Origin of the sequence: Terrisporobacter glycolicus ATCC 14880 = DSM 1288, from assembly GCF_036812735.1 — a bacterium.
Lineage (GTDB): Bacteria > Bacillota > Clostridia > Peptostreptococcales > Peptostreptococcaceae > Terrisporobacter > Terrisporobacter glycolicus.
Window position 1 is genome coordinate 3,192,004 of record NZ_CP117523.1, and the last position, 20,877, is coordinate 3,212,880.

Annotated in this window: 22 protein-coding genes; 2 read left to right on the top strand and 20 right to left on the bottom strand. The window is 27.8% G+C overall.

All coding sequences use genetic code 11. The features are described from left to right. Positions 1-40 precede the first annotated feature (40 nt). From TEGL_RS15700 to TEGL_RS15735, 8 genes are all read right to left on the bottom strand, one after another. Entirely contained in the window at positions 41-676 is a 636-nt protein-coding gene (locus TEGL_RS15700; RefSeq protein ID WP_018591412.1) for a hypothetical protein, read from the bottom strand. A 156-nt stretch (positions 677-832) separates the two neighbouring features. Beyond that, complete coding sequence (gene pfkB / locus TEGL_RS15705; protein ID WP_018591413.1) at positions 833-1,765, bottom strand: 1-phosphofructokinase; 933 nt, start codon at positions 1,763-1,765, stop codon at positions 833-835. 13 nt (positions 1,766-1,778) lie between these two features. After that, positions 1,779-2,831: a galactitol-1-phosphate 5-dehydrogenase gene (locus TEGL_RS15710; protein WP_018591414.1), complete on the bottom strand. Its 1,053-nt coding sequence runs from the start codon at positions 2,829-2,831 to the stop codon at positions 1,779-1,781. An 18-nt stretch (positions 2,832-2,849) separates the two neighbouring features. Then, a complete protein-coding gene (gene fba, locus TEGL_RS15715) occupies positions 2,850-3,698 on the bottom strand; it encodes a class II fructose-1,6-bisphosphate aldolase (protein ID WP_018591415.1) in 849 nt (282 codons plus the stop codon). 115 nt (positions 3,699-3,813) lie between these two features. Beyond that, complete coding sequence (locus tag TEGL_RS15720) at positions 3,814-5,175, bottom strand: PTS galactitol transporter subunit IIC (protein ID WP_018591416.1); 1,362 nt, start codon at positions 5,173-5,175, stop codon at positions 3,814-3,816. Between the two features lie 35 nt (positions 5,176-5,210). Continuing rightward, a complete protein-coding gene (gatB, locus tag TEGL_RS15725) occupies positions 5,211-5,492 on the bottom strand; it encodes a PTS galactitol transporter subunit IIB (protein WP_018591417.1) in 282 nt (93 codons plus the stop codon). Between the two features lie 2 nt (positions 5,493-5,494). Continuing rightward, positions 5,495-5,959 carry a PTS sugar transporter subunit IIA gene (locus TEGL_RS15730; RefSeq protein ID WP_018591418.1) on the bottom strand — a complete coding sequence of 155 codons (465 nt, stop codon included), beginning with the start codon at positions 5,957-5,959 and terminating at the stop codon, positions 5,495-5,497. A gap of 13 nt (positions 5,960-5,972) precedes the next feature. After that, positions 5,973-8,057, bottom strand: coding sequence for a BglG family transcription antiterminator (locus TEGL_RS15735; RefSeq protein ID WP_018591419.1), 2,085 nt, complete (start codon positions 8,055-8,057; stop codon positions 5,973-5,975). A 212-nt stretch (positions 8,058-8,269) separates the two neighbouring features. Here TEGL_RS15735 and TEGL_RS15740 point away from each other — a divergent pair, with 212 nt between their 5' ends. Next, the gene (locus tag TEGL_RS15740) at positions 8,270-8,908 is read left to right on the top strand and encodes an HAD family hydrolase (protein ID WP_018591420.1); all 639 of its coding nucleotides are present in this window, start codon (positions 8,270-8,272) and stop codon (positions 8,906-8,908) included. 83 nt (positions 8,909-8,991) lie between these two features. Here the strand turns inward: TEGL_RS15740 and TEGL_RS15745 are convergent, their stop codons facing one another. The 4 genes from TEGL_RS15745 to TEGL_RS15760 form a co-directional block, all read right to left on the bottom strand. Then, positions 8,992-9,588, bottom strand: coding sequence for an AAA family ATPase (locus TEGL_RS15745; RefSeq protein ID WP_018591421.1), 597 nt, complete (start codon positions 9,586-9,588; stop codon positions 8,992-8,994). 46 nt (positions 9,589-9,634) lie between these two features. Further along, positions 9,635-10,279, bottom strand: a complete 645-nt coding sequence (locus TEGL_RS15750) for an HAD family hydrolase (protein WP_018591422.1) — start codon at positions 10,277-10,279, stop codon at positions 9,635-9,637. Between the two features lie 91 nt (positions 10,280-10,370). Next, complete coding sequence (locus tag TEGL_RS15755) at positions 10,371-11,009, bottom strand: tetratricopeptide repeat protein (RefSeq protein ID WP_018591423.1); 639 nt, start codon at positions 11,007-11,009, stop codon at positions 10,371-10,373. Positions 11,010-11,095: 86 nt separating this feature from the next. Next, on the bottom strand, positions 11,096-11,764 hold the full coding sequence (locus TEGL_RS15760) for a CPBP family intramembrane glutamic endopeptidase (protein ID WP_018591424.1): 669 nt from the start codon (positions 11,762-11,764) through the stop codon (positions 11,096-11,098). 153 nt (positions 11,765-11,917) lie between these two features. Here TEGL_RS15760 and srtB point away from each other — a divergent pair, with 153 nt between their 5' ends. Continuing rightward, complete coding sequence (gene srtB, locus TEGL_RS15765; RefSeq protein ID WP_018591425.1) at positions 11,918-12,613, top strand: class B sortase; 696 nt, start codon at positions 11,918-11,920, stop codon at positions 12,611-12,613. 52 nt (positions 12,614-12,665) lie between these two features. On the opposite strand, the gene TEGL_RS15770 is transcribed toward srtB, so the two are convergent. From TEGL_RS15770 to TEGL_RS15805, 8 genes are all read right to left on the bottom strand, one after another. Further along, positions 12,666-13,343, bottom strand: coding sequence for an NAD(P)/FAD-dependent oxidoreductase (locus tag TEGL_RS15770; protein ID WP_018591426.1), 678 nt, complete (start codon positions 13,341-13,343; stop codon positions 12,666-12,668). A 73-nt stretch (positions 13,344-13,416) separates the two neighbouring features. Further along, positions 13,417-14,283 carry an aldose 1-epimerase family protein gene (locus tag TEGL_RS15775; protein WP_018591427.1) on the bottom strand — a complete coding sequence of 289 codons (867 nt, stop codon included), beginning with the start codon at positions 14,281-14,283 and terminating at the stop codon, positions 13,417-13,419. Between the two features lie 79 nt (positions 14,284-14,362). Then, positions 14,363-16,072 (bottom strand): phosphoenolpyruvate--protein phosphotransferase, encoded by a 1,710-nt coding sequence (gene ptsP, locus TEGL_RS15780; RefSeq protein ID WP_018591428.1) that lies wholly within the window; start codon positions 16,070-16,072, stop codon positions 14,363-14,365. 68 nt (positions 16,073-16,140) lie between these two features. Then, positions 16,141-16,401, bottom strand: coding sequence for an HPr family phosphocarrier protein (locus tag TEGL_RS15785; RefSeq protein WP_018591429.1), 261 nt, complete (start codon positions 16,399-16,401; stop codon positions 16,141-16,143). A 45-nt stretch (positions 16,402-16,446) separates the two neighbouring features. Then, positions 16,447-17,697: a patatin-like phospholipase family protein gene (locus TEGL_RS15790; RefSeq protein ID WP_018591430.1), complete on the bottom strand. Its 1,251-nt coding sequence runs from the start codon at positions 17,695-17,697 to the stop codon at positions 16,447-16,449. Between the two features lies 1 nt (position 17,698). Then, on the bottom strand, positions 17,699-18,043 hold the full coding sequence (locus TEGL_RS15795; protein WP_018591431.1) for a hypothetical protein: 345 nt from the start codon (positions 18,041-18,043) through the stop codon (positions 17,699-17,701). A gap of 58 nt (positions 18,044-18,101) precedes the next feature. Beyond that, positions 18,102-19,856 carry an Eco57I restriction-modification methylase domain-containing protein gene (locus tag TEGL_RS15800; RefSeq protein ID WP_018591432.1) on the bottom strand — a complete coding sequence of 585 codons (1,755 nt, stop codon included), beginning with the start codon at positions 19,854-19,856 and terminating at the stop codon, positions 18,102-18,104. 142 nt (positions 19,857-19,998) lie between these two features. Then, entirely contained in the window at positions 19,999-20,820 is an 822-nt protein-coding gene (locus TEGL_RS15805) for a C40 family peptidase (RefSeq protein WP_018591433.1), read from the bottom strand. Positions 20,821-20,877: the final 57 nt, after the last annotated feature.

Genomic DNA, 20,877 nt, shown 5'->3' on the forward strand with positions numbered 1-20,877 from the left:
CGATAAAATTTAATAAAATTTTATCGGTTTATTTGCTTATCTAAATTATTTTTTCAATAATTAAAATCAAATCTGAAATTATTATTTGATTCAAAACTGTTAAGTCAAATCCAAACTCCTTTAAAGAAATATTAATTTTATAAGGTAAGTTTTCTTCCACAATCTGTAGTTTAGTACCTTGAATTGTATTTATTATTTCTTCACTCTCTTCATCATCAATCTTTGGCACAATTATTGTATTGTCTATTGAAAACAATTCTTCATTATTTCCTTCTATCTTAAAATCTACTCTAAATATATTTCCTTCTTTTGCATTTTCATTAAACTTAAAACTATATTTTAAAGAAACATATATAGAATAAATACCTAATTCATTTATTGTTAAAGTATCATTAGGTCTTTGAATAACACTTGATTCAATTTTATAAGATGATGTATTTATTTCAAGAGGTGAAGCTGTAAGATATAAATTTTGATTATCAGTTATTATTTGTAATAGTTTTGGGTCATTAACTTGTACTATACATATATCCTTTGGTTGCAAATAACAACAATTATTATTGTTATAAGATAGTTTATTACATATGCATATTTTTTCACAGCCATAAGGACAAGTTTTTTCACATTTTTTACACTCCTCACAGCTATTATTTTTTGAGTTATCTTTCATCGTCATTTTATTATCTCCTCCCATATTTTAATTACTATCTTATTTAATATACTTCTACAATATTTTATTCTTTATATGTACCTTTAGTGACATTATTAGATATATTTTTATTTATAAAAAAAGATATAGATAGGTTTTGTAATTAGACCTATCTATATCTTTTTAATAAATTTTTTTAATTATTATATTTTCTAATATATTATCTGCATCTTTGAAATTAAAATTTCCTGTTGAAAAAGTCATTGCATTAGCAGCAGAAATTGATACAGCATATTTTAAGCTATCTATGTTTGAATATCCTCTTTCCATTGCAACAGCAAATGCAGCAACCATAGAATCTCCACAACCTACAGTGTTGACAACATTTATTTTAGGAGGTTTTCCATGATAAACACCATCTCGACAAACTAATAATGCTCCATCCTTTCCAAGAGAAACAACAACTATCTCTATTCCGCTTTCATAAAGTTTTACAGCACTATTAATTACCTCTTCTCTATTATTTATACTAATCCCTAATAAGTTTTCCATTTCTTCGCTATTAGGTTTTATCATGGTTGGCAAAGCTTTTATGCCCTCTTTTAACAAATTGCCTGATGCATCTAAAATGACTTTTTTATTTTTATCTTTTATCATTTTTATTAAAGTCGCATAAATATCAGTAGGTACACCTTGAGGCACACTTCCAGAGATCGTAACAATATTACTACTATCTATTATTTCATCAAAGTCACATATAAATTTATTTATTTCATCTTCACTAATAAAACATCCTTTTTCTAAAAACTCTGTAGATATGTTATTCTCATCTAATATGTTTATACAATTTCTAGTTTCACTTTTCACATGTGTAAAATGATTTTTTATATTATCTTTTTTCAATAATTCTTCAATTAATGCTCCACAATGTCCACCTACAAATCCAGTAGCTAATACTTCTTCTTTACAAAGAGAAATCACTCTGGATACATTTAATCCTTTTCCCCCAGCAGTATTGTTGCATTCTAATACTCTAATAACCTTGCCCGATTCCACACATCCTTTTATTTTGTATGCTTTATCAACAGATACATTTAAAGTTACAGTTATAATCATTTAATTCTCTCCCTTATACTTCTTCACTATCTATTAATATTTTTCCTTTTACCTTATTATCTTTGTACATTTTAAAGGCGCTTGGTATTTCTCTTAAAGGAATCTTTTTATAAATTAACGATTCATCAAATTTTAATTCTCCAGTTTTAAAATAATGAGCAGTTAATTCCCACTCTTTTCCTGGAAATGGAGCACTATAAGACATCCAAGACCCTGTTAAATTAAATTCTTTTCTATTCATTTGCTCCCATTCTTTCACTGAAAAAGTAATTTCTTTAGTAGGAGTTCCTATAAAACATACATTAGCTTTATTAGCTGCTAATTGAAAAGCCATTTTCATTGTTATTGTATTTCCTGCTGTTTCATAAACATAATCAAACCCTCTATTATTTGTCAATTGTAATGCATTTTTCATAAAATTTTCTTCTAAAGTATTTATTCCCTCATCTGCACCCAAAACTTTAGCAAGTTCTAATCTTTCATTATTTATATCAAATACTACAACTTTCTTAGCTCCAAATATTTTAGCCCATTGCATTGTAAATAAACCTATAGTACCTCCACCTAAAATTGCAACCGTTTTTCCACCTTCATAAGGTACTCTTTCTAACCCATGTAGTGCAACTGTAGCTGGCTCAAAAAATGCTCCTTGCTCAAATGTAACTTCATCCTCAAATTTTACTGCATTTATCTCTGGAACAACTACATATTCTGCAAAACTTCCAAATTCCCTAGAACCTATAAAACTATAGTGTTTACAAAGAGCATGATTTCCACTTTGACAATCTTCACACTTCATACAAGGAACTAAAGGAACCCCTGCTACCCTATCTCCAATTTTTAGAGAAGTAACTTCTTCACCAATTTCTTCTATTATACCAGAGAATTCGTGTCCCAACACATTAGGGTAAAAGTGGCACGCATCTGAATTCACCCTCGGTACATCTGATCCACAAATTCCTGTATATTTTACTTTTATTAAAACCTGATTTTTCTTTGGAATAGGTTTATCTATATCTTCAAATCTTATATCTTCTCTACCATGAACTACTCCCGCTTTCATCATAGCCATATACCTTCTTTCTTATGCTTTATCTATTGAACCACACATGTTAATTCTATTTTTTACTAAATCTTTAACATTTTCCATTGCAACTTTTCCATATTTCTTTGGATCTATTGTTTCTGGATTTTCTTTCAATGTCTTTTTTACCCCATCTGTATAAGCAATTCTTAATTCTGTGGCAAAATTTACTTTGCATATGCCTCTATTTATACTTTCTTTTATAGCTTCTTGTGATAATCCAGAAGCTCCATGTAAAACCAAAGGAACATCTACAAGTTCTCTTATTTCGCTTAATCTATCTAAATCTAACTTTGGTATTCCATCATAAACTCCATGAGCTGTTCCTATAGCTACTGCAAGAGAATCTACATTTGTTCTTTGTACAAATTCTTTTGCTTCTTTAGGATCTGTGTATCCTCCACATCCACCATCTAAATCATCTTCTTTTCCGCCTACTTTTCCCAGTTCAGCTTCTACAGGAATAGATGAGGGCTTACATGCATCCACAACTCTCTTTGTTATTTTTATATTTTCTTCAAAAATATTATGAGATCCATCAATCATTATGGATGTATATCCGCCTCTAAGCGCCTGCATCGCTAAATCAAAACTACTTCCATGGTCTAAATGCAGTGCTACTGGAACCCTAGACTTTTTTGCTGCCGAATTTACATTAGATAAGTAATAATCGATACCTGCATATTTAACAGTTGATGGTGTAGTTTGCATAATTACAGGAGAGTTTAATTCTTCTGCAGCTTCTATTACAGCCATAACCATTTCCATGTTTTCCACATTAAATGCACCTACAGCATATTTCCCTTCTTGTGCTTTTTTTAATATTTCTTTTGTTGTAACTAATGGCATTATACTTCCTCCTATTTATTGTAATTAAACTTAAAAGGTATAAAAAAAAATATATGTTATACTAAGCAATAACTAAAATATTAGTTATCACTTAGTAATTATATATTTCATAAGCTTAAGCTATATTTTCTTCTTTTAATGCTCTTGCACGTTCTTTAGATGTTCTAACCGCAAATACTAAACATAATGCGTATATACCACCTATTATTAACATTCCTGGTATATTATCTCTAGTAAATATTTCTGTAAACACATAAGTTATTGGTGCTCCACCTTGGTCTAGTGCCGCTAATTGAGATGCACCATTCATAGAATTTGTAGTTTCTGCTAATTTTGTTACCCAAGGTATAGTTTGGTTTGCTATCCATATTGTGAAATACATTATAAATGAACCTGAAATTATAGTTCTAAATATATTTCCCTTATGTACTGCTACTGCAATTGCTATAAAGAATCCTATAGTTGCTAAATCACCAAAGGGTAAGATAACGTTTCCAGGAACAATAACAGCTATTAATATAGTAAGAGGTATGAATATGAGTCCTGCTGTTACAACTTGTGGATCGCCTAATAATATTGCTGGGTCTAATCCTATATAGAATTCAGAGTTATCATATTTCTTAGATAATATTTCTTTTGCCCTTTCTGATATGGGCATTAATCCTTCCATTATACATTTTACAACTTTAGGCATTAATACCATTACTGCTGACATCTTTACACCTAATTGTAATGAAGCTGAAAAATCATAACCAGCTAAAAATCCTACTAAAGCTCCTAGTATACCACCTATTACTATTGGTTCTCCAAGAACTCCAACCTTTTCTTGTAAAGAATCTGCTGTTATATCTATATCTCTTATTCCTGGAATTTTTTCTATTACACAATCTATTACACAAGCTACGGGTGCTAAGTATGCAGATGTACCATGTGGTACTGTAAGCCCATCTAGTTCAAAATAATCCGTCATTAATGGCGCCCAAATATCGCCCAATTTGTATGCTATAGCTGCATGAACTATTACTCCCAATATACCTATCCAGAAGTTACCTGTTGCCACATATGCTATTGCTCCTGTAAAAGTCATATGCCATATATTCCATATATCTATATTTACAGTCTTTGTCCATTTTAAGGCTAACATTATTATATTTACTGCTATTGCTATTGGTATTGCTACTGTTGCTATGTTAGATGCCCAAGTCATAGGTGATGCTCCAGGCCATCCTATATCAACTACGCTCATTGAAAGACCAAAGTTTTCAGACATTGCTTGCGCAGCAGGTCCAAGTTGAGCATTCATCATATCTACTATAAGTCCAAGACCAACAAATCCAACACCGATCATTAAACCTGATCTAACTGCCTTACCAACTTTAACTCCAACACATATACTTAAAACTGCAATTACAAGTGGAAGCATAACTGATGCCCCAAGACCTATGATATAGTTGATTATATCACCAAATATTCCCATAGTAATTCCTCCTTAGTTTTATATAAATATAATTTTTAGCTTTGTAGTACTTCTAAAATTGCTTTCTCAGTTTTTTCTACCCCAACTCCTGATATGAAAGGCATTCCTGTTATTAAAGGTATACCATAATCTCTTTTTACTTTAGATGTTGTAACTATTAAACTTGCACCACTTAAGTTTGATTCTATTTCAGATATTCTAACTTGTGCTATTTCTATATCTATTCCATTTTTCTTTCCTAATTCCACTATTTTATTTGCTGCTATTGTTGATGTTGCAACAGCTCCACCACATGCTACTATAACTTTCTTTTTCATAATTATTCATTCTCCTTGTTTTTTATTATTTCTATTACATCTTCTTTATCTTTTGCACTTGATAATTGGAATAAAACATTTTTATCTTGTAAAATTCCTAATATATTCTGTAATGTTGATAAATGTTTTTGAGGATCATCAACAGCTAACATTACTACAACTTTTGTATATACTTCTTCATCATCAGTTCCCATTTGTATAAATTTAACAGGTTCTTTTAATGTAGCTATACCAATTCCTGCCTCATTAACATGTGACACATCTGTGTGAGGTATTGCTATTCCAAATCCATCAACATCTATTCCTGTTGGGAATTCTAATTCACGGCTTATAAGAGCATTTATGTAACTTTCCTTACATAAACCTTCTTTTATAAATCTACTTCCCATTTCTTCCATTATTTCTGAGCTATCCTTAACCTCTAGCTTTGGAAATATTAAATTTTCTTTTAGTTGTTCCCAAACCAACCTTCTCACCTCCCTAGATGCTATATTCATATCTTCTTATAATTTCAGATAATTCATATTCAGTTTTAGCATTTTCCATTGCTTCTTTAAATTTATCTTGACCTAACATGTTTACTAAATTGAAAAAGGCTTTTAAGTGTGTATTATGGTCTATTGCGCTTAAGCAACAAACAAACTTCACTTCTTCTTCTCCTTCTTCGCCATCACCAAACATTATAGGATTTTTTAACCTAATTAAGTTCATTCCAACTTTTTTTGTTCCAGAGTCTATACCTTCATGAGGCATGGCAAATCCTTCTGATATTACTACATAAGGGCCATTTTCTTCTATATTTGCAATCATGCTATCTATGTATCGTTCTTCTATATAACCATCATCTAGCAATTTTTTTGCTGAAATTTTAATTGCATCTCTCCAATTATCACACTCCACATCTAATTTAATATTAGAACTTGGCAATAGATGATGAAGGTATGGTTTTGTATAATCCAATTCTTCATGGCTTCCATCATCAAAATAATCTAATATTGCATCTGTAACTTTTTCAGTTAATTCTACGGGTATTTTATCTTCAAATTCCATAAAAACTGATTTTAATTTATTCAAAAGCCCCTTTGCAGTTACTTCTTTTTTCTCAATTCTTGGTGGAATGTTTCTAGCATTTCTAATTTCATCAATTTTACTTCCTAATCTTATGTAATCTTCATCTGTAAAAAGTGGAGATACTATCACATAATCACTTTTTATATTTTCTAATGGCACAGTTGATATTACTAAGTCAGCATTTCTATTATTTATGTTTTTTTCATCATGAGATGATACTATGTCAACTATTTGGAAGTTATAATGCGTCTTTAACTTAGCTAAAAGCAACTGTGAGGTTCCTATACCTCCGTTACATACTAAAATAATGTGGAAAGCTATTTCTTGATTTTTCTTTCTTTCTATAGCTGCACAAATATGAATCGTTATATAAGCAAGCTCTATATCGCATATTTTTCTTTGTGCATATTTTTCAATAATATCTATATGTTTTCTAGCTGCCATAATGACATTAGGATTTTTTATTACCACCGCATCTATAAATTCATTAGGTTGTAAATTATTATTTTTTGCTCTAAATATGGATTCTAAATGATTAGATAAATTTTGATAAAAATCATAATCATCATTTAAGTTCATTTTTAACTCATGTGATACGCCTTCTATAAATTGTCTTGTTAAAAGCTGAATTTTCACCATACTTTCATTTTCATTGTCCTTTTTTAAATATCTAAGTCCATTTAATACTCTACTTAAAAACATTTCCTCATCTACTGTTGTCATAATATTGCAATATTGAGAAATATATTTGAATATATCTTGGGACATCAGAAGCTTTGTTTTGCAAGTAATATTTTGCTTTTCTATTAATTCACCTTTTTTAAGCCTTAATATGGCTATAGTCAAATAAGACTTTAATTTTAAGTAAGATGAGTCAGTAAGATATTTTTCATGTGCATGTTCCTGCTCATTAATAATCCTATGTATTTTATCCATATCACTTTTTAACAATAGGTTTTCACTATTTATAGATGAGATTAAGTTTTTATTATCTTGATCTGATAAAATAATATTTAATAAAAAGCTTCTTTTATCACTTTCCAATCCATCAAGTCTTAAACCTTTATTGGCATGAGATATGACAGTTAGATTACCAGACTTTAAATATTCCTTAACCCTTCCTAAGTCATTTATTATGGTTGCTCTACTTACATAAAGGGTATCTGCAATTTTCGAAAGTGTAATATATTCTGAAGACTCTATAAGTATAATAGCAATCATTATTTTTCTTTCTTCCTTTGATAACTTATATGTATAAAAATCTCTATCAGAAATTAATTCATATGCATCTTTAATGTCATCTTTTTTTTCAATCTTACCATTACTACATAAAGATAAAAGTGAAATATTATTTTCTTTAAGAAAATCATTAATATCATTTAAATCATTTCTTATCGTCCTTTGGGATACACTAAAGTTTTCTGCCAAAGATGATATTGTTATGTCATTTCTATCTATAATTTCCAATAGTATTTCTTTTGTTCTCTTCTTCATTTTTCTCCCCCCAATTGCTATGATTAAATTCTATCAGCATTATTAAATATAAAACAGTCAAATGTCTTTCACTGTTTATTGCAAAAAAATATAACAGTATAAATCCCTTCAAAAAAGCTTGAAAAGATTTATACTATACATTCTATTGTAAAGTAATGTATAATTTTTATTAAGATTAAAATTGCCAAAATACTGTTTAAAAGGAGTAATCTATGTATAAATTAATAATTTTTGATATTGATGGCACATTATTAGATACGGAATCTGCTGTATTAAAAGGACTACAAAAATGTTTAAAAGAACATCATGATATTAAAGTAAACTTAGAAGAGTTAGAATTTGCTATTGGTATGCCTGGAGATGAAGTCTTTTCAAATTTCGGTATTAGAGATAATGGATTTAGTTATAGTAAGTGGGTTAAGTACATTGATGATTACAAAGAAGATATAAAATTGTTCGATGAAATTAAAGATACTTTAGAATACTTAAGAAAAAATAATGTTATTCTTGCCATTGCCACTTCTAAAACTAGATTTGAATATGATACAACAGTTAAGCATTTCAATATTAACCATTATTTTGATTATGTAGTTTGTATAGATGAAGTTGAACATCCAAAACCAAGTGCAGATCCACTTTTAAAAATTATTCAACAATCAAAAATTTCAGCTAAAGACGCATTATTTATAGGTGACACTTATTATGATATAGAGTGTGCTAGAAATGCACAAATGGATTTTGGTTTAGCATTATGGGGAGCTCATGAAAAATGTAAATCTATGTGTGGTATTCATTTTTCAACGCCAAAAGAATTATGCAAAACTAATATATTAGACTCTATAAATGTTTAAATTATAAATTATCAGTAGCTAAAAAGCTGGACATATTTGTTATATGTCCAGCTTTTTTAATTAATTCTTTGTATATTAATTTATTATTTATATCTTTTTTCTACAAAGTTTATTATCATTCTTGTTGCCTCATCTATACCTATAAAACTAGTATCTAAACATAAATGATAGTTCTTTGCATCTCCCCAGTAAGAGTCTGTATAGTATTTATAATAAGATGCTCTTTCTTTATCTATTTTTTTAACAACAGAAGCACTTATTTCTTCCTTTACATTATGTTCAATTATAGCTCTTCTTCTTCTAAATTCAAATTCTCCATGAATAAATATATTAAATACATTATCAAAATCTTTTAATGCATAATTTGATGCTCTTCCTACAAATATGCAAGATTTTTCACTAGCAAGTTTTTGTATCAAATTAAATTGTTTTAAAAATAATTGGTGGTTAATAGGTAAATTATTTGAACCATAGTCATATCCAAAGTAACTCAACACTTTTAATGGTTTTTCATCGTACTTCTCAAAATATTCCTTACAGTATCCACTTTCTTTTGCAACAATAGTTAGTAATTCTTTATCATAGCATGGTATATTAAAATACGCTGCTAATCTTCTTCCTATTTCTCCACCACCACTACCATATTCTCTACCAATAGTAATTACAAATTTATCTTTCATAAGTCTCCCCCATTTAAATAAATGTTAAAGTAATAAATAATATCTTCTATATAACATCTAGTATAGATGATAAATTATTTACTATCTTAATATTATTATATTCTTTAAAGTCGTTTTGTGATGTAGTTCCAGTAGTAACTCCAACAAAATCTATTTGTCCATTTTCTGCTGCCTTAGCATCTATATAACTATCTCCAACATATAATACATCTTCTTTTTTACAGTTAAAGTATTCTAATGCTTTCATTAATCCTTCTGGATTTGGTTTATGAGTTGTCACATTTTCATAACCTATTATATAATCAACGTATTTTCTACAATCTAAGTGTTCTAATATTTTATCTATTCTAGCTCCCATTCTACTAGATACTATCCCCACCTTTATTCCATTTTTCTTAAGGGTTTGTAGTGTTTCAACAGTATCCTCAAATAAAACAGTATTTTGAATTGTAATCTCATCTGATTTAACTCTATAAATTGATACAAGTTCTTGAACCTTTTCTTCATCCTTTATTCCTGTTAGTTCTGGAAAGGCATTATCCAATGTCATACCTATAGTTTTAATAGCTTTTTCTCTATCAAAGCCATCTATATTCATTGTTTCAAAAGTATGCCTAAAACATTCTACTATGGGCTTTGTTGTATCTGCTAAAGTGTAATCAAAATCAAATAAGCATAATTTATATTTCATATTTGTCCCCCCTAAATTTGTCATTTATTATTAATAATATCATAAATACAAAGTTATTTCTTCACATAATTAAAGAGGGCTCACACCCCCCTTAATCATTTTCATGCTCTTTCCAATAGTTATCCCTCTTAGCACAATAATATTTATACATTTTTTCATCTCCTAATTCTTCATAGCAACATGCAATATCAAAAAAGAAAAATGGATTATCTCCATATAATTTTGTGATTTTCTTTAAAGTCTTAATTGCATCTTCATACTTTTTAGCTTCTATCTGACTTTGTGATTTAAGATATTGTATATATTGATCTTCTTTAATCTCCGCTTCCATATCTTCAGCAATTTCAAAATATTTGATTGCTTCCTCATGTTCATTTATTTCTGCTAGTATATCCGCTTTCAATAAGTAACTATCTGGAAATATTGGTATAAAATCAATAAGCTCATTTGATATTAATAAAGCTTTTTTGTAATTTTTTTTCTTTTTATATTCTTCGCACATAGTATATAAAACATCATACTTATCTTCTAAATAATCAAAATCCTTTATGGATGAAATCATTTCAAAGGCTTCGTCTACTCTATCTATTCTTTTTTGTGCAAGGAACAAAACTGAATCATCTATACTTAATTCATCATAATATTTTTTCATCAAATTGAAATAAGATTCCTTGACTTCCTCTTCAGAAAAATCTTCTTTTACATTAAGCTCTCTAAAAATATTTTTCATCTTGACCTCCCCTGCATAGCAACTAATTTTCTTATTTTAATTATAGTACTTAATTACTAATTACAATCCATAAATTACAAATATTTTTATCTATTAAATATATTTATAAAACTATGAACCAATATACAAGAGTATGAGTTTTTTATTCTATATCTAAAAAATCCTATAAAGAATCCATAACTTAACATTAGTGAACATTTAATTAGAATCATTAATGTCATATGATTAAATCCACTTGTCATAATAATTGTATCTATATAACCAATATGATAGATAGAAAATAGAACTGTAGTTAAAAAATAGACTCTTACTTCATCCTCATTTTCTTGTTTCAAAACATTCCATATGTAAGATCTAAATAGAAGTTCTTCATATATAGGTGTCATTATGGTAGTATAAAGTAATGGTAAAATACTTTCTATTGATGTTTTTGTCAAAAAAGAAGGAGATGTAAAAATTAAACCTAATACAGCTCCAGTTACAATAAAGTAATAAATTTTTGATTCTTTATTTTTCATATAAGAAAAAATATCTAGAGAAATTTTTTCTTTTTTTGATTTATATATTACAAATAACGTAAGTAAAAACATTACAATCATAGATATTAATACATCATTAAATTTGCTATAAGATAAAAATAAAAATGCACTTTGCTTTAGTGCTATTCTACTTATCTGTAATCCAATTAGTAAAGCTACAATTTTTATCATTGTGTAAGAATTTTCATTATTGTTTAATTCACTACTATTATTCATTTTATACTCCTTTGTATTAATATAAATAATCACTCACTTTAAGTTTATTATTGTTTTAAATAATAATTACATATATTCTTCTGTTTTAATTAAATTGTGTTTATTTTTAGTAAAATAATGTATAAAATTATATATTAAAGGGGGATAGATTTAATGAAAAAATTATTTCTTAATGTATTAACATTCATATGTATAGTAGTAATTTGTATATCTGGTTATAAGATTTATACTACCTTAAAAGATTATAAAAAAGCTGATGACGTTTATTCTCAACTTAGAAATACAAAAGAAAATTCGAAAGATATGAATGAAGCTGCAAAGAATTTATCATCCATAAATTCAGATTATGAACTTTGGATTAGTGTGGAGGGTACAAATATTGATTATCCTGTTGTTCAAGGAAGTGACAATGATTTTTATCTAAACCATGATTTTAATAAAAATTACTTACCTGCAGGATCTATATTTCTAGACTATAGAAATAATCTTGAAACAGATTCTAACTCTGTTATTTATGGCCACCATATGAGAAATTCTACTATGTTTGGTCAGATGGAAAAATTTAAAGATGAAGATTTTTTTAAAAATAATAAAATTATAACTCTTAAAACACCACATACTACATATACCTATGAAATATTTGCCATAGGCGTTTATGATGCTAATTTTGGATATAATAATGTGAAATTTAATAATAAACAAGATTTTAATAACTTTATAAATAAAATCTTAGGTAAATCTATGTATAACAGGAATATTGCTACTTCAAAAGATCAAATATTAACTTTGTCAACATGTAGTTATGAGTACGACAATGCTAGAATAGCTATTTTTGCTGTAAAAAGATAAATATATAATTAAAGAGTTATAGAAAATGCTATAACTCTTTAGTATAATAGTATTATAATTTAAGTTCTAAATTAACTATATTAAGAACTTCTTCTCTAAAAGTATCTAAACTTATCCTATCTATAAAATCTCCTAGTTTTTCACCTGGTTTTGCTGTGTCTTTATAATAAAAAAGTATAGTTTTTACTAAATTAAAAGCATCCTTTTCTGACAACCCTTTAATAAGTATGTCTGCGCTTCTTGGATAATACCCTGCACTACCACCAACAGTAATATAAAAAGTACTATCTAAGTCAACAATTACTCCTATATCTTTAGAGTATACACTTGTACATGCATTTTTACATCCTGCCACACCTATTTTAGTTCTGCATGGAAGTTCCATGCCATGAAATTTCCTGCTAATTTTCATGCCTATCCCAATAGTCGGATATTTGGAACGCTTACAATAGTTTGATGGACACATTTCCACATTTTTAAGTGAATTTTGTACTTTTACAGCTGGTTCCATTCCTAGTTCTTCCCATATTGCCGGTAAGTCCTCTTGTTTTAAATTTGTAATTAAAATTCTTTGACCAGAAGTTATTTTTAAAACGCCCTTATATTTTTTAGCTACTTCTCCTATTTTTATTAAATTATCTGGAAGAATAAATCCACCTGGAATATGTGGTGTTATGGCATAAGTTCGTTTTCCATTTTTTATCTTTTGTAAATTTCCATATACACTCATTTACATGTATCTCCTTTGTCTAAGTTATTTAATATTTTTAGTATACAACAATACCATTTATTTTATCTACTTTTTACTTAACTTCAATATAATAACTTACTTCAAAGCTCTCACCAGCATTTAATTTATTAATATATTTTTTATTTTTATATATTTCGTTACAATCAACACTATCTGCCAATCCATACCAAGGTTCTATTGAAATAAATGGTGCTGTACTATTGCTATCTTTATAATATGGCGTCCATATTCCTACTAATGGAAAGTCTTTAAAGTTTACATTAATATAGCATTCTTCTTTTGTAGACTTTAGTGAAATCTCATCTATATTAGTATAAATGATTGCATCATTTTTAAATACGCCAGGGTTTAGTTTCAGTGTAGATGGAGAGTTCACTTCATCTATTTCACTATAATAAGGGCCTTCTAAATTAATTTTTTGCACATTTTTTCTACACTTAAATTCAATATAGTACTCCCATAAGTTTTCTGGTGATGAAATACTAAATGCTGGATGAGCTCCTATGGAAAAGTATATATCTTGTAAATCAATATTTTGTACATTCCAAGTAATCTTAACTTTTTCTTCTACTATTGTATATGAGATGAAGAGATTAAAATTATATGGGTATATTTTTATTGTTTTTTCATTAGATGTTAACTTGTAGGTTATAGTATTTTCATCCTTATTTATTAAATCAAAATCCATATCTCTAGCAAATCCATGTTGATTTATATTATATATTTCACCTTCTATTAAAGTTTTATCTTCTTTTAATTTTCCCACAATAGGAAATAATACAGGAGACTGTCTCCTCCAATATTTTTTATCTCCATTCCATAAAATTTCTTTCTTATATTTCTTAGAATATATTCTTGTTAATTCTGCTCCACTACTTTTAGTCTCTATTATTAAATTATTATTTTCTAAAATCTGCATATATCCTCCAAATTTATAATTTTTTAATATGTAAAAAGCTATCTTATACAAGATAGCTTTTTTCTATTATTTAAGTTAATTATTTACTAAAAGTTTTTTCTACATAAGCTTTTATTTCTTCTGAAGTTCCAAGAGATAATACTTCCTCTGAGAATTTTTTCATATCTTCAAAGCTTACTGAATTTATTAATTTTCTAGCAGGCAATATTGATATTGGACTCATTGAAAATTCATCTAATCCAAATCCAAGTAATATTGGTATCATTAATTGGTCTCCTGCAGACTCTCCACACATTCCAGCCCATTTACCTTCTTTGTGTGCATTATCTATAACCATTTTTATAAGTCTAAGTACAGCCGGATTAAATTGGTTGTATAAGTAACTTATTTTTTGGTTCATTCTATCAACTGCACAAGTATATTGTATTAAGTCATTAGTTCCTATTGAGAAGAAATCAACATGCTTAGCAAGTACATCTGATATTACTGCGGCAGATGGAACTTCTATCATCATACCAACTTCTACTTCTTCAGAATAAGCTATTTGCTCAGCTTTTAACTGTGATTTAACTGCTTCACAAACTTCTTTAGCTTGTAATAATTCTTCTAATGATGATATCATTGGGAACATTATTCTTAATTTTCCATGTACACTTGCTCTATATAAAGCTCTAAGTTGAGTTACAAATATTTCTTTTCTATCTAGGCAAAGTCTAATGGCTCTATATCCTAAGAATGGATTCATTTCTTCGTCCATTGGAAGGTAGTCTAATTTCTTATCTCCACCTATATCTAATGTTCTTATAACTATTGGCTTTCCGTCCATTCCTTCAAGCACTGCTTTGTACGCATTGTATTGCTCTTCTTCACTTGGGAAATCACTTCTGTCCATATATAAGAATTCTGTTCTATAAAGTCCTACACCTTCAGCATCATTTTTTATAAGACCTTCTACGTCACCTGGAGTACCTATGTTACCTGCAAGTTCCACATGTCTTCCATCAGTAGTTATTGAAGCCTTACCTTTTAATAATTCTAATGCTTTTTTGTATTCTTCAAAATCAGCTTTTAATTTTGTATATTCAGCTATAGTTTCTTCATCTGGATTTATTATTACTTCACCAGTATCTCCATTAAATGCTACAAAATCACCATCTTTTATTTCTTTAGTAGCATCGCTTAAACCAACTATAGCAGCTATTTCTAAAGTTCTAGACATTATAGCAGTATGAGAAGTTCTTCCACCTATATCTGTTAAGAATCCTAAAACTTTTTTCTTATCCATTGTTGCTGTATCAGATGGTGTTAAATCATGAGCAACTAATACTACTTCTTCAGCTAAGTCCGCTAAGTCTACAACTTTTACACCTAATATGTGTCTAAGAACTCTATTTGTTACGTCTTTTATATCAGCTGCTCTTTCTCTCATATATTCATTGTCCATAGATTCAAACATACCTACGAACATTTCTTTTATTTCATTTAATGCAAAGTCTGCATTAACTTTTTCATCATTTATTTTACTAACAGCAGATTCAACTAATTCTGGATCTTCTAACACTAATAAATGTGCTTCAAATATTTCAGCTTCGTGCTCACCAAGTTCTGCTAAAGCCTTTTCCTTTACTTTTGTTAATTCCTCTTTTGAAACTTCAACAGCAGTTCTTAATTTCGCTACTTCTGATTCACAATCAGTTATTGATTTTCTTTCTATTACTAACTGCGTATCTTCAACTACTAACGCTTTCCCCAAAACAATACCTGGAGATGCTCCTATACCCTTTAACATGTTGCTTTTCCTCCTAAAGATATTATTACATTAAAACCTGGGTAGTTTATACCCAGGTTTTAATTGGATTATTCACCAAATCCAGACTCTACTAATTCAACTAATGCATTAACTGCTGCTTCTTCATCTGCACCAGCTGCACATATAGTTACTTCTTCACCTTTTCCAAGGCCTAAACTCATTATTCCCATTATTGATTTAGCGTTTACTACTTTACCTTTGCATTTTACTTCAACTGTTGAAGTAAATTCTGATGCTTTTTTTACAAACATACCAGCTGGTCTTGCATGTAAACCTGTTTCATTTTTGATTACTACTACCTTTTCCATTTTACAACCTCCAGGCAAATTAAAAAATTTAATTAAATAATTAGCTTATTTTTGTTTATTAAAATCATAAATAATCAAATTAGTGATTATTTTCGCTAATTTACTAGTTGAGTGATTGACAAGTAGCTTGTCGCCATTCATTTGTTTATTACAAATTTGGATGACTTTATTAAAATCATAAAGTTCAACCCTATTTATATTATTTTCCTCAAGCTTTCTTTCATATATACTGTAAAAAATATCTTTGTAAGAAGAGTTTTTGTCAATATTTAAAACTTCTATAATTTTAGGTATAACATTTTCCATTAGTGTTCTACGATTTATATCTTTTTTTATATTTAATAAATAGCATAAATCATTTATAGTGTCTTTACTCAAATTACATATTTTATTAAAACAATAATCCTCATTATATTTACAGTCAAGATTGAAGAAATAATTAACACCATCATATCTTTTATAAGCTTTCATAGTATCTAGATATCCAAGCTTTATATTCGACTCAATATGATCCTTATCTTTATTAAGAGAACCTCCCAAACATTGAGACGGCACTATAACTTTTAAATTCAAATCTTGATATCGGTTTATTATCATTTTACCAAGAAAGTCATCCACTAATCTAATTACTACTATATCATCATATCCTTTTTGTGCCAACATATTAATTGGTATATTGTCTGAAAACATTCCATCTAGATAAAGTTTGTCATCTAGCTTGTCCAATTGAAATATTGGTAATGATGAGCTAGCTATTAAATAATCTATCAACCTTCCTTCTGGTATATCCTCTGTATATAGAAGTTTTGGAAATATCTTTCCATCCCAATATGCTGTAGTTATACCAAAATCAATTTTAGATTTTCTAATTTTCTCTTCATCAATTTTTTCTTCTAGTAATTTTCTAAGTGGGCTTATATCTATTCCTTGATTTTTTCTAGCTTTATTCATTAGTTCAACCACATCGTGTAAGCTCTTTACCCTCATTTCAAGGTTTTTATATCTTTCATATGTGTCTTCATCTATATTCATAAAACTTTTATAATCATAATTTACCCAAATATCTTCCATGGCATCGAAATCTCCCTGAACAATAAGCGCTCCGTTTAATGCTCCTATGGAAGTTCCTGCTATACCAGTAAATTGCATTCCTAAATCTGTTAAGGCTCTATATGCACCTATTTGATAAGCGCCTTTTGTTCCCCCACCTTCTAATACAAGACCTTTTTTCATTTTATCACCTAACTTTTCATGGAGAATATATATAATATAATACATTCTCCATATTTTTTCCATGTTATTTTATAGCCCCTTTAGTGTTTACAACTTTTACTGACTTTAAAAATAATTTCTTTTCAATCGGTTTTAGTGATAAGTTGTTCATTATATAATTTTCTTCATCAACAAGATAAATTTTTTTATATCCCGTTTTTAAAAAAGCCATACATACTGTTCTTATATCATCCTCATTTTCGCATTCGAAAAAAGATGGAGAAACTACTAGTTTATACGATGATGATTTTTTATTTTTCATAGTTTGCTTATAAGTATTTAAAAAATTATTTGCTTCTCTTTTACTTATAAAGCCACTTACATCAATATAAACTTTCTTTTCTTCTTCATTTATATTTATATCTATCACTTATCTCACCTCCAAATAATTCATTATTTTATTATATGAATTGTTTAGAGTAAACTTGCTATAAGTTAAGTGATTTATTAATTAATTCGTTAACTTTATTTTGCAGGAAATGGCTTTCATTTTCAAGGTAATTAATTTCCTTATTAATGGCATTTTTTTTATCTTGCAACTTTTTATTATTTTTAATCGATTCAACTTCTTTTTTTATTGAAATTATTTTTTTACTAAGAGCCTCTATTTCACTATAATTTTCATCTTTAAATATTTTTAATTTCATTACTTTATTTGGATAATAATCATATATTTTATTTCCCATACCTTTTCCTATCATTTTAAAATATCTATCATATGCCTCACTGTTTAATATTCCCACTATATACTCATAGGAAAATATGTTTTCATATTCTTCTTTAATATAAAATGAGTATACGTCTGCACTACTAAAATTATCATTATCATCTATGGCAAACTTGTTATTAGAACTTTTGTATGGATACATAATTTTTTTTCTTTCAAACAAACTTTTTTCTCTTCCCCATTGAAGCTCATACCATTTTCTAACTTTCTTAATACATTCCCTTCTGCCTTCCAATTTTTCCTTATAAGGTTTAAAACAATTTTCTTCTACATAAGAATAGCTTTGAATTTCATCAATATCATTTGAATAAATTAATTTTTGATTACTTTGTTCTATTATATATTGATTTACATTTCTATTTTTTATCCATGACTTTAAAAGCTTTTTGTCAATATGTTCTATTCTTTCATCTTCAATATTTAATATAAAGGCTTTATCACAACCAGTAATTATACCTTGAAAACTTATACAAATATCTTCTAAATTATATTTGCTTTTTTGAACTATTTTATCATAAAGTATTTTATCTTCATAATTAAGTATTATCCAATTATTCCTTAAATCCACTTGATTAATACTTATTTTTTCACATTTTTCACTATTTAATAATATTTTTAAGTCTTTTATATTTTCAACATTTGTATTATCTCTTATTTTGTATGTAGCTAATATATTATAATTGGTTTTTTTCTCCAAAATTGCTATAAGAGGTGCTATTCCTAAGTTTTTAAATATATTAACATTTTTTAAATCTATAATCTTTTTTATGTCACAATTACTCATAAGATAGTCTCTAAGAAGTTTACCAGATGGGCTTTCTAAAAAGTATCTCGGTGTAATAAGCCCTATTTTACCTTCATCACTTATTAGATCTAAAGCCTTTTTATAAAAACAAAAATATATATCAGCTTTATCTTTATAAACATCTTTATATTCACTTAATAAAAATTTTTTATATTCCTTATCTAGCATCTTATGTCCAATATATGGTGGATTTCCTATAATGTAATCAAATTTCATATTATAATTCTTTTTTAGAGCATCTCCACAATTTATGTTGTTTATTGTTGATTGATTTTCTTCATTGTAATTATATGATTTCTTTTTATTTAATGTTTCTTTTAAAATATTTATGGCATCTTTATCTATATCTACTCCATAAATACATTTATTTATAATATGGTCGCTTACATTATTGATATAGTTTCCACCGTACGCTTCATTTATTTCATCTATGTTATTTTTTATTAATTTATATATCATATTATATGCTTCTATTAAAAAGTTCCCACATCCACAAGATAAATCTAAAATCTTAGGCTCTGGATTTTTAATTATATTATGGTTTTTAAATACTTCTTGTAATATATAGTTAACAATTATTTTGGGTGTATAATAAATACCCTTAACTTTTTTGTCATATAAAGACAAACTTTCTTCATATGACTTTGCCATTTCATAGTTATCTATTTGTCTTCCCCCCTTACAATCTTTATCCCCTATGTTGAAATTATAGCATATTTGTTTTTTGTATAAATATGCAAATTATAAAGCCTTAATAATTTTTAAAACCGCCTCTTTAAAGAGGCGGCTTTAATTATCTCAATACTCTTCTTCCATTAACGAAAACTTTTGAATAATAATCGCTATCTAATTGCGAAATTACTACTTTCCCCTGACTAGAAGATGCATGTATAAATTGATTATTTCCCAAATAAATTCCTGCATGAGAAATAACATTATCCATAGCTCCTACAGTATCAAAAAATACTAAGTCCCCAGGTTGTAAATCTTTTTTGTTAATATATGTTCCATATACTCCCTGCTCTTTTGATGAACGCGGTAAAGATATTTTTGCTACGTTTTTGTATACATACCAAGTGAATCCAGAACAATCAAAAGTATTATGACCTTCATCTGCCCAAACATACTTTTTACCAAGTAAAGTTTTAGCATATTCAACTATCTTCTCTGAATTTACTGAAATTATTATTTCATTAATATCTGATATTTTATTACTTAAATAACTACTTGCCACATATCCTTCTTTTGCATTATATTTTATTTTTGACCATCCTTCTGATGTTGATATTACTTCTACTTCACTTCCCTTGAATATTGTTCCTATAATAGAAGATTTTGTTGAAGACCCACTTCTAAAATTTAATACACTTACATTTACATACTTTTTAACCTTTTCTACTACTTGTACTGTTTTGTCACTTAAATACTTGCTCGATACAAATCCAAGAACACCTTTACATCTAACTAAAGTCCATCCATCTGACTGTGGCACTACTTCCACCTGAGTATTTTTATGAAGGGATTGTATTATTTCATAATTAGTTGAAGGACCTTTTCTAAAATTCAAATTCTCCACATTAACTATTTTCATTTTATTATTTATACTTAGACTCATGTTTTATCTTATAATTTAATATTATAAGATTATCAACTCCTATTAATAATTTTAATA

Excerpts from the sequence above, each read along its gene's own strand:
- TEGL_RS15800 (WP_018591432.1), bottom strand. The coding sequence starts at position 19,856 with ATGGCAAAGTCATATGAAGAAAGTTTGTCTTTATATGACAAAAAAGTT.
- TEGL_RS15750 (WP_018591422.1), bottom strand. The coding sequence starts at position 10,279 with ATGAAATATAAATTATGCTTATTTGATTTTGATTACACTTTAGCAGAT.
- fba (WP_018591415.1), bottom strand. The coding sequence starts at position 3,698 with ATGCCATTAGTTACAACAAAAGAAATATTAAAAAAAGCACAAGAAGGG.
- srtB (WP_018591425.1), top strand. The coding sequence starts at position 11,918 with ATGAAAAAATTATTTCTTAATGTATTAACATTCATATGTATAGTAGTA.
- TEGL_RS15775 (WP_018591427.1), bottom strand. The coding sequence starts at position 14,283 with ATGCAGATTTTAGAAAATAATAATTTAATAATAGAGACTAAAAGTAGT.
- ptsP (WP_018591428.1), bottom strand. The coding sequence starts at position 16,072 with ATGTTAAAGGGTATAGGAGCATCTCCAGGTATTGTTTTGGGGAAAGCG.
- TEGL_RS15770 (WP_018591426.1), bottom strand. The coding sequence starts at position 13,343 with ATGAGTGTATATGGAAATTTACAAAAGATAAAAAATGGAAAACGAACT.
- gatB (WP_018591417.1), bottom strand. The coding sequence starts at position 5,492 with ATGAAAAAGAAAGTTATAGTAGCATGTGGTGGAGCTGTTGCAACATCA.
- TEGL_RS15740 (WP_018591420.1), top strand. The coding sequence starts at position 8,270 with ATGTATAAATTAATAATTTTTGATATTGATGGCACATTATTAGATACG.
- TEGL_RS15760 (WP_018591424.1), bottom strand. The coding sequence starts at position 11,764 with ATGAATAATAGTAGTGAATTAAACAATAATGAAAATTCTTACACAATG.
- TEGL_RS15745 (WP_018591421.1), bottom strand. The coding sequence starts at position 9,588 with ATGAAAGATAAATTTGTAATTACTATTGGTAGAGAATATGGTAGTGGT.
- TEGL_RS15710 (WP_018591414.1), bottom strand. The coding sequence starts at position 2,831 with ATGATGAAAGCGGGAGTAGTTCATGGTAGAGAAGATATAAGATTTGAA.
- TEGL_RS15785 (WP_018591429.1), bottom strand. The coding sequence starts at position 16,401 with ATGGAAAAGGTAGTAGTAATCAAAAATGAAACAGGTTTACATGCAAGA.
- TEGL_RS15805 (WP_018591433.1), bottom strand. The coding sequence starts at position 20,820 with ATGAGTCTAAGTATAAATAATAAAATGAAAATAGTTAATGTGGAGAAT.
- TEGL_RS15735 (WP_018591419.1), bottom strand. The coding sequence starts at position 8,057 with ATGAAGAAGAGAACAAAAGAAATACTATTGGAAATTATAGATAGAAAT.
- pfkB (WP_018591413.1), bottom strand. The coding sequence starts at position 1,765 with ATGATTATAACTGTAACTTTAAATGTATCTGTTGATAAAGCATACAAA.
- TEGL_RS15755 (WP_018591423.1), bottom strand. The coding sequence starts at position 11,009 with ATGAAAAATATTTTTAGAGAGCTTAATGTAAAAGAAGATTTTTCTGAA.
- TEGL_RS15700 (WP_018591412.1), bottom strand. The coding sequence starts at position 676 with ATGACGATGAAAGATAACTCAAAAAATAATAGCTGTGAGGAGTGTAAA.
- TEGL_RS15790 (WP_018591430.1), bottom strand. The coding sequence starts at position 17,697 with ATGGAAAAAATATGGAGAATGTATTATATTATATATATTCTCCATGAA.
- TEGL_RS15720 (WP_018591416.1), bottom strand. The coding sequence starts at position 5,175 with ATGGGAATATTTGGTGATATAATCAACTATATCATAGGTCTTGGGGCA.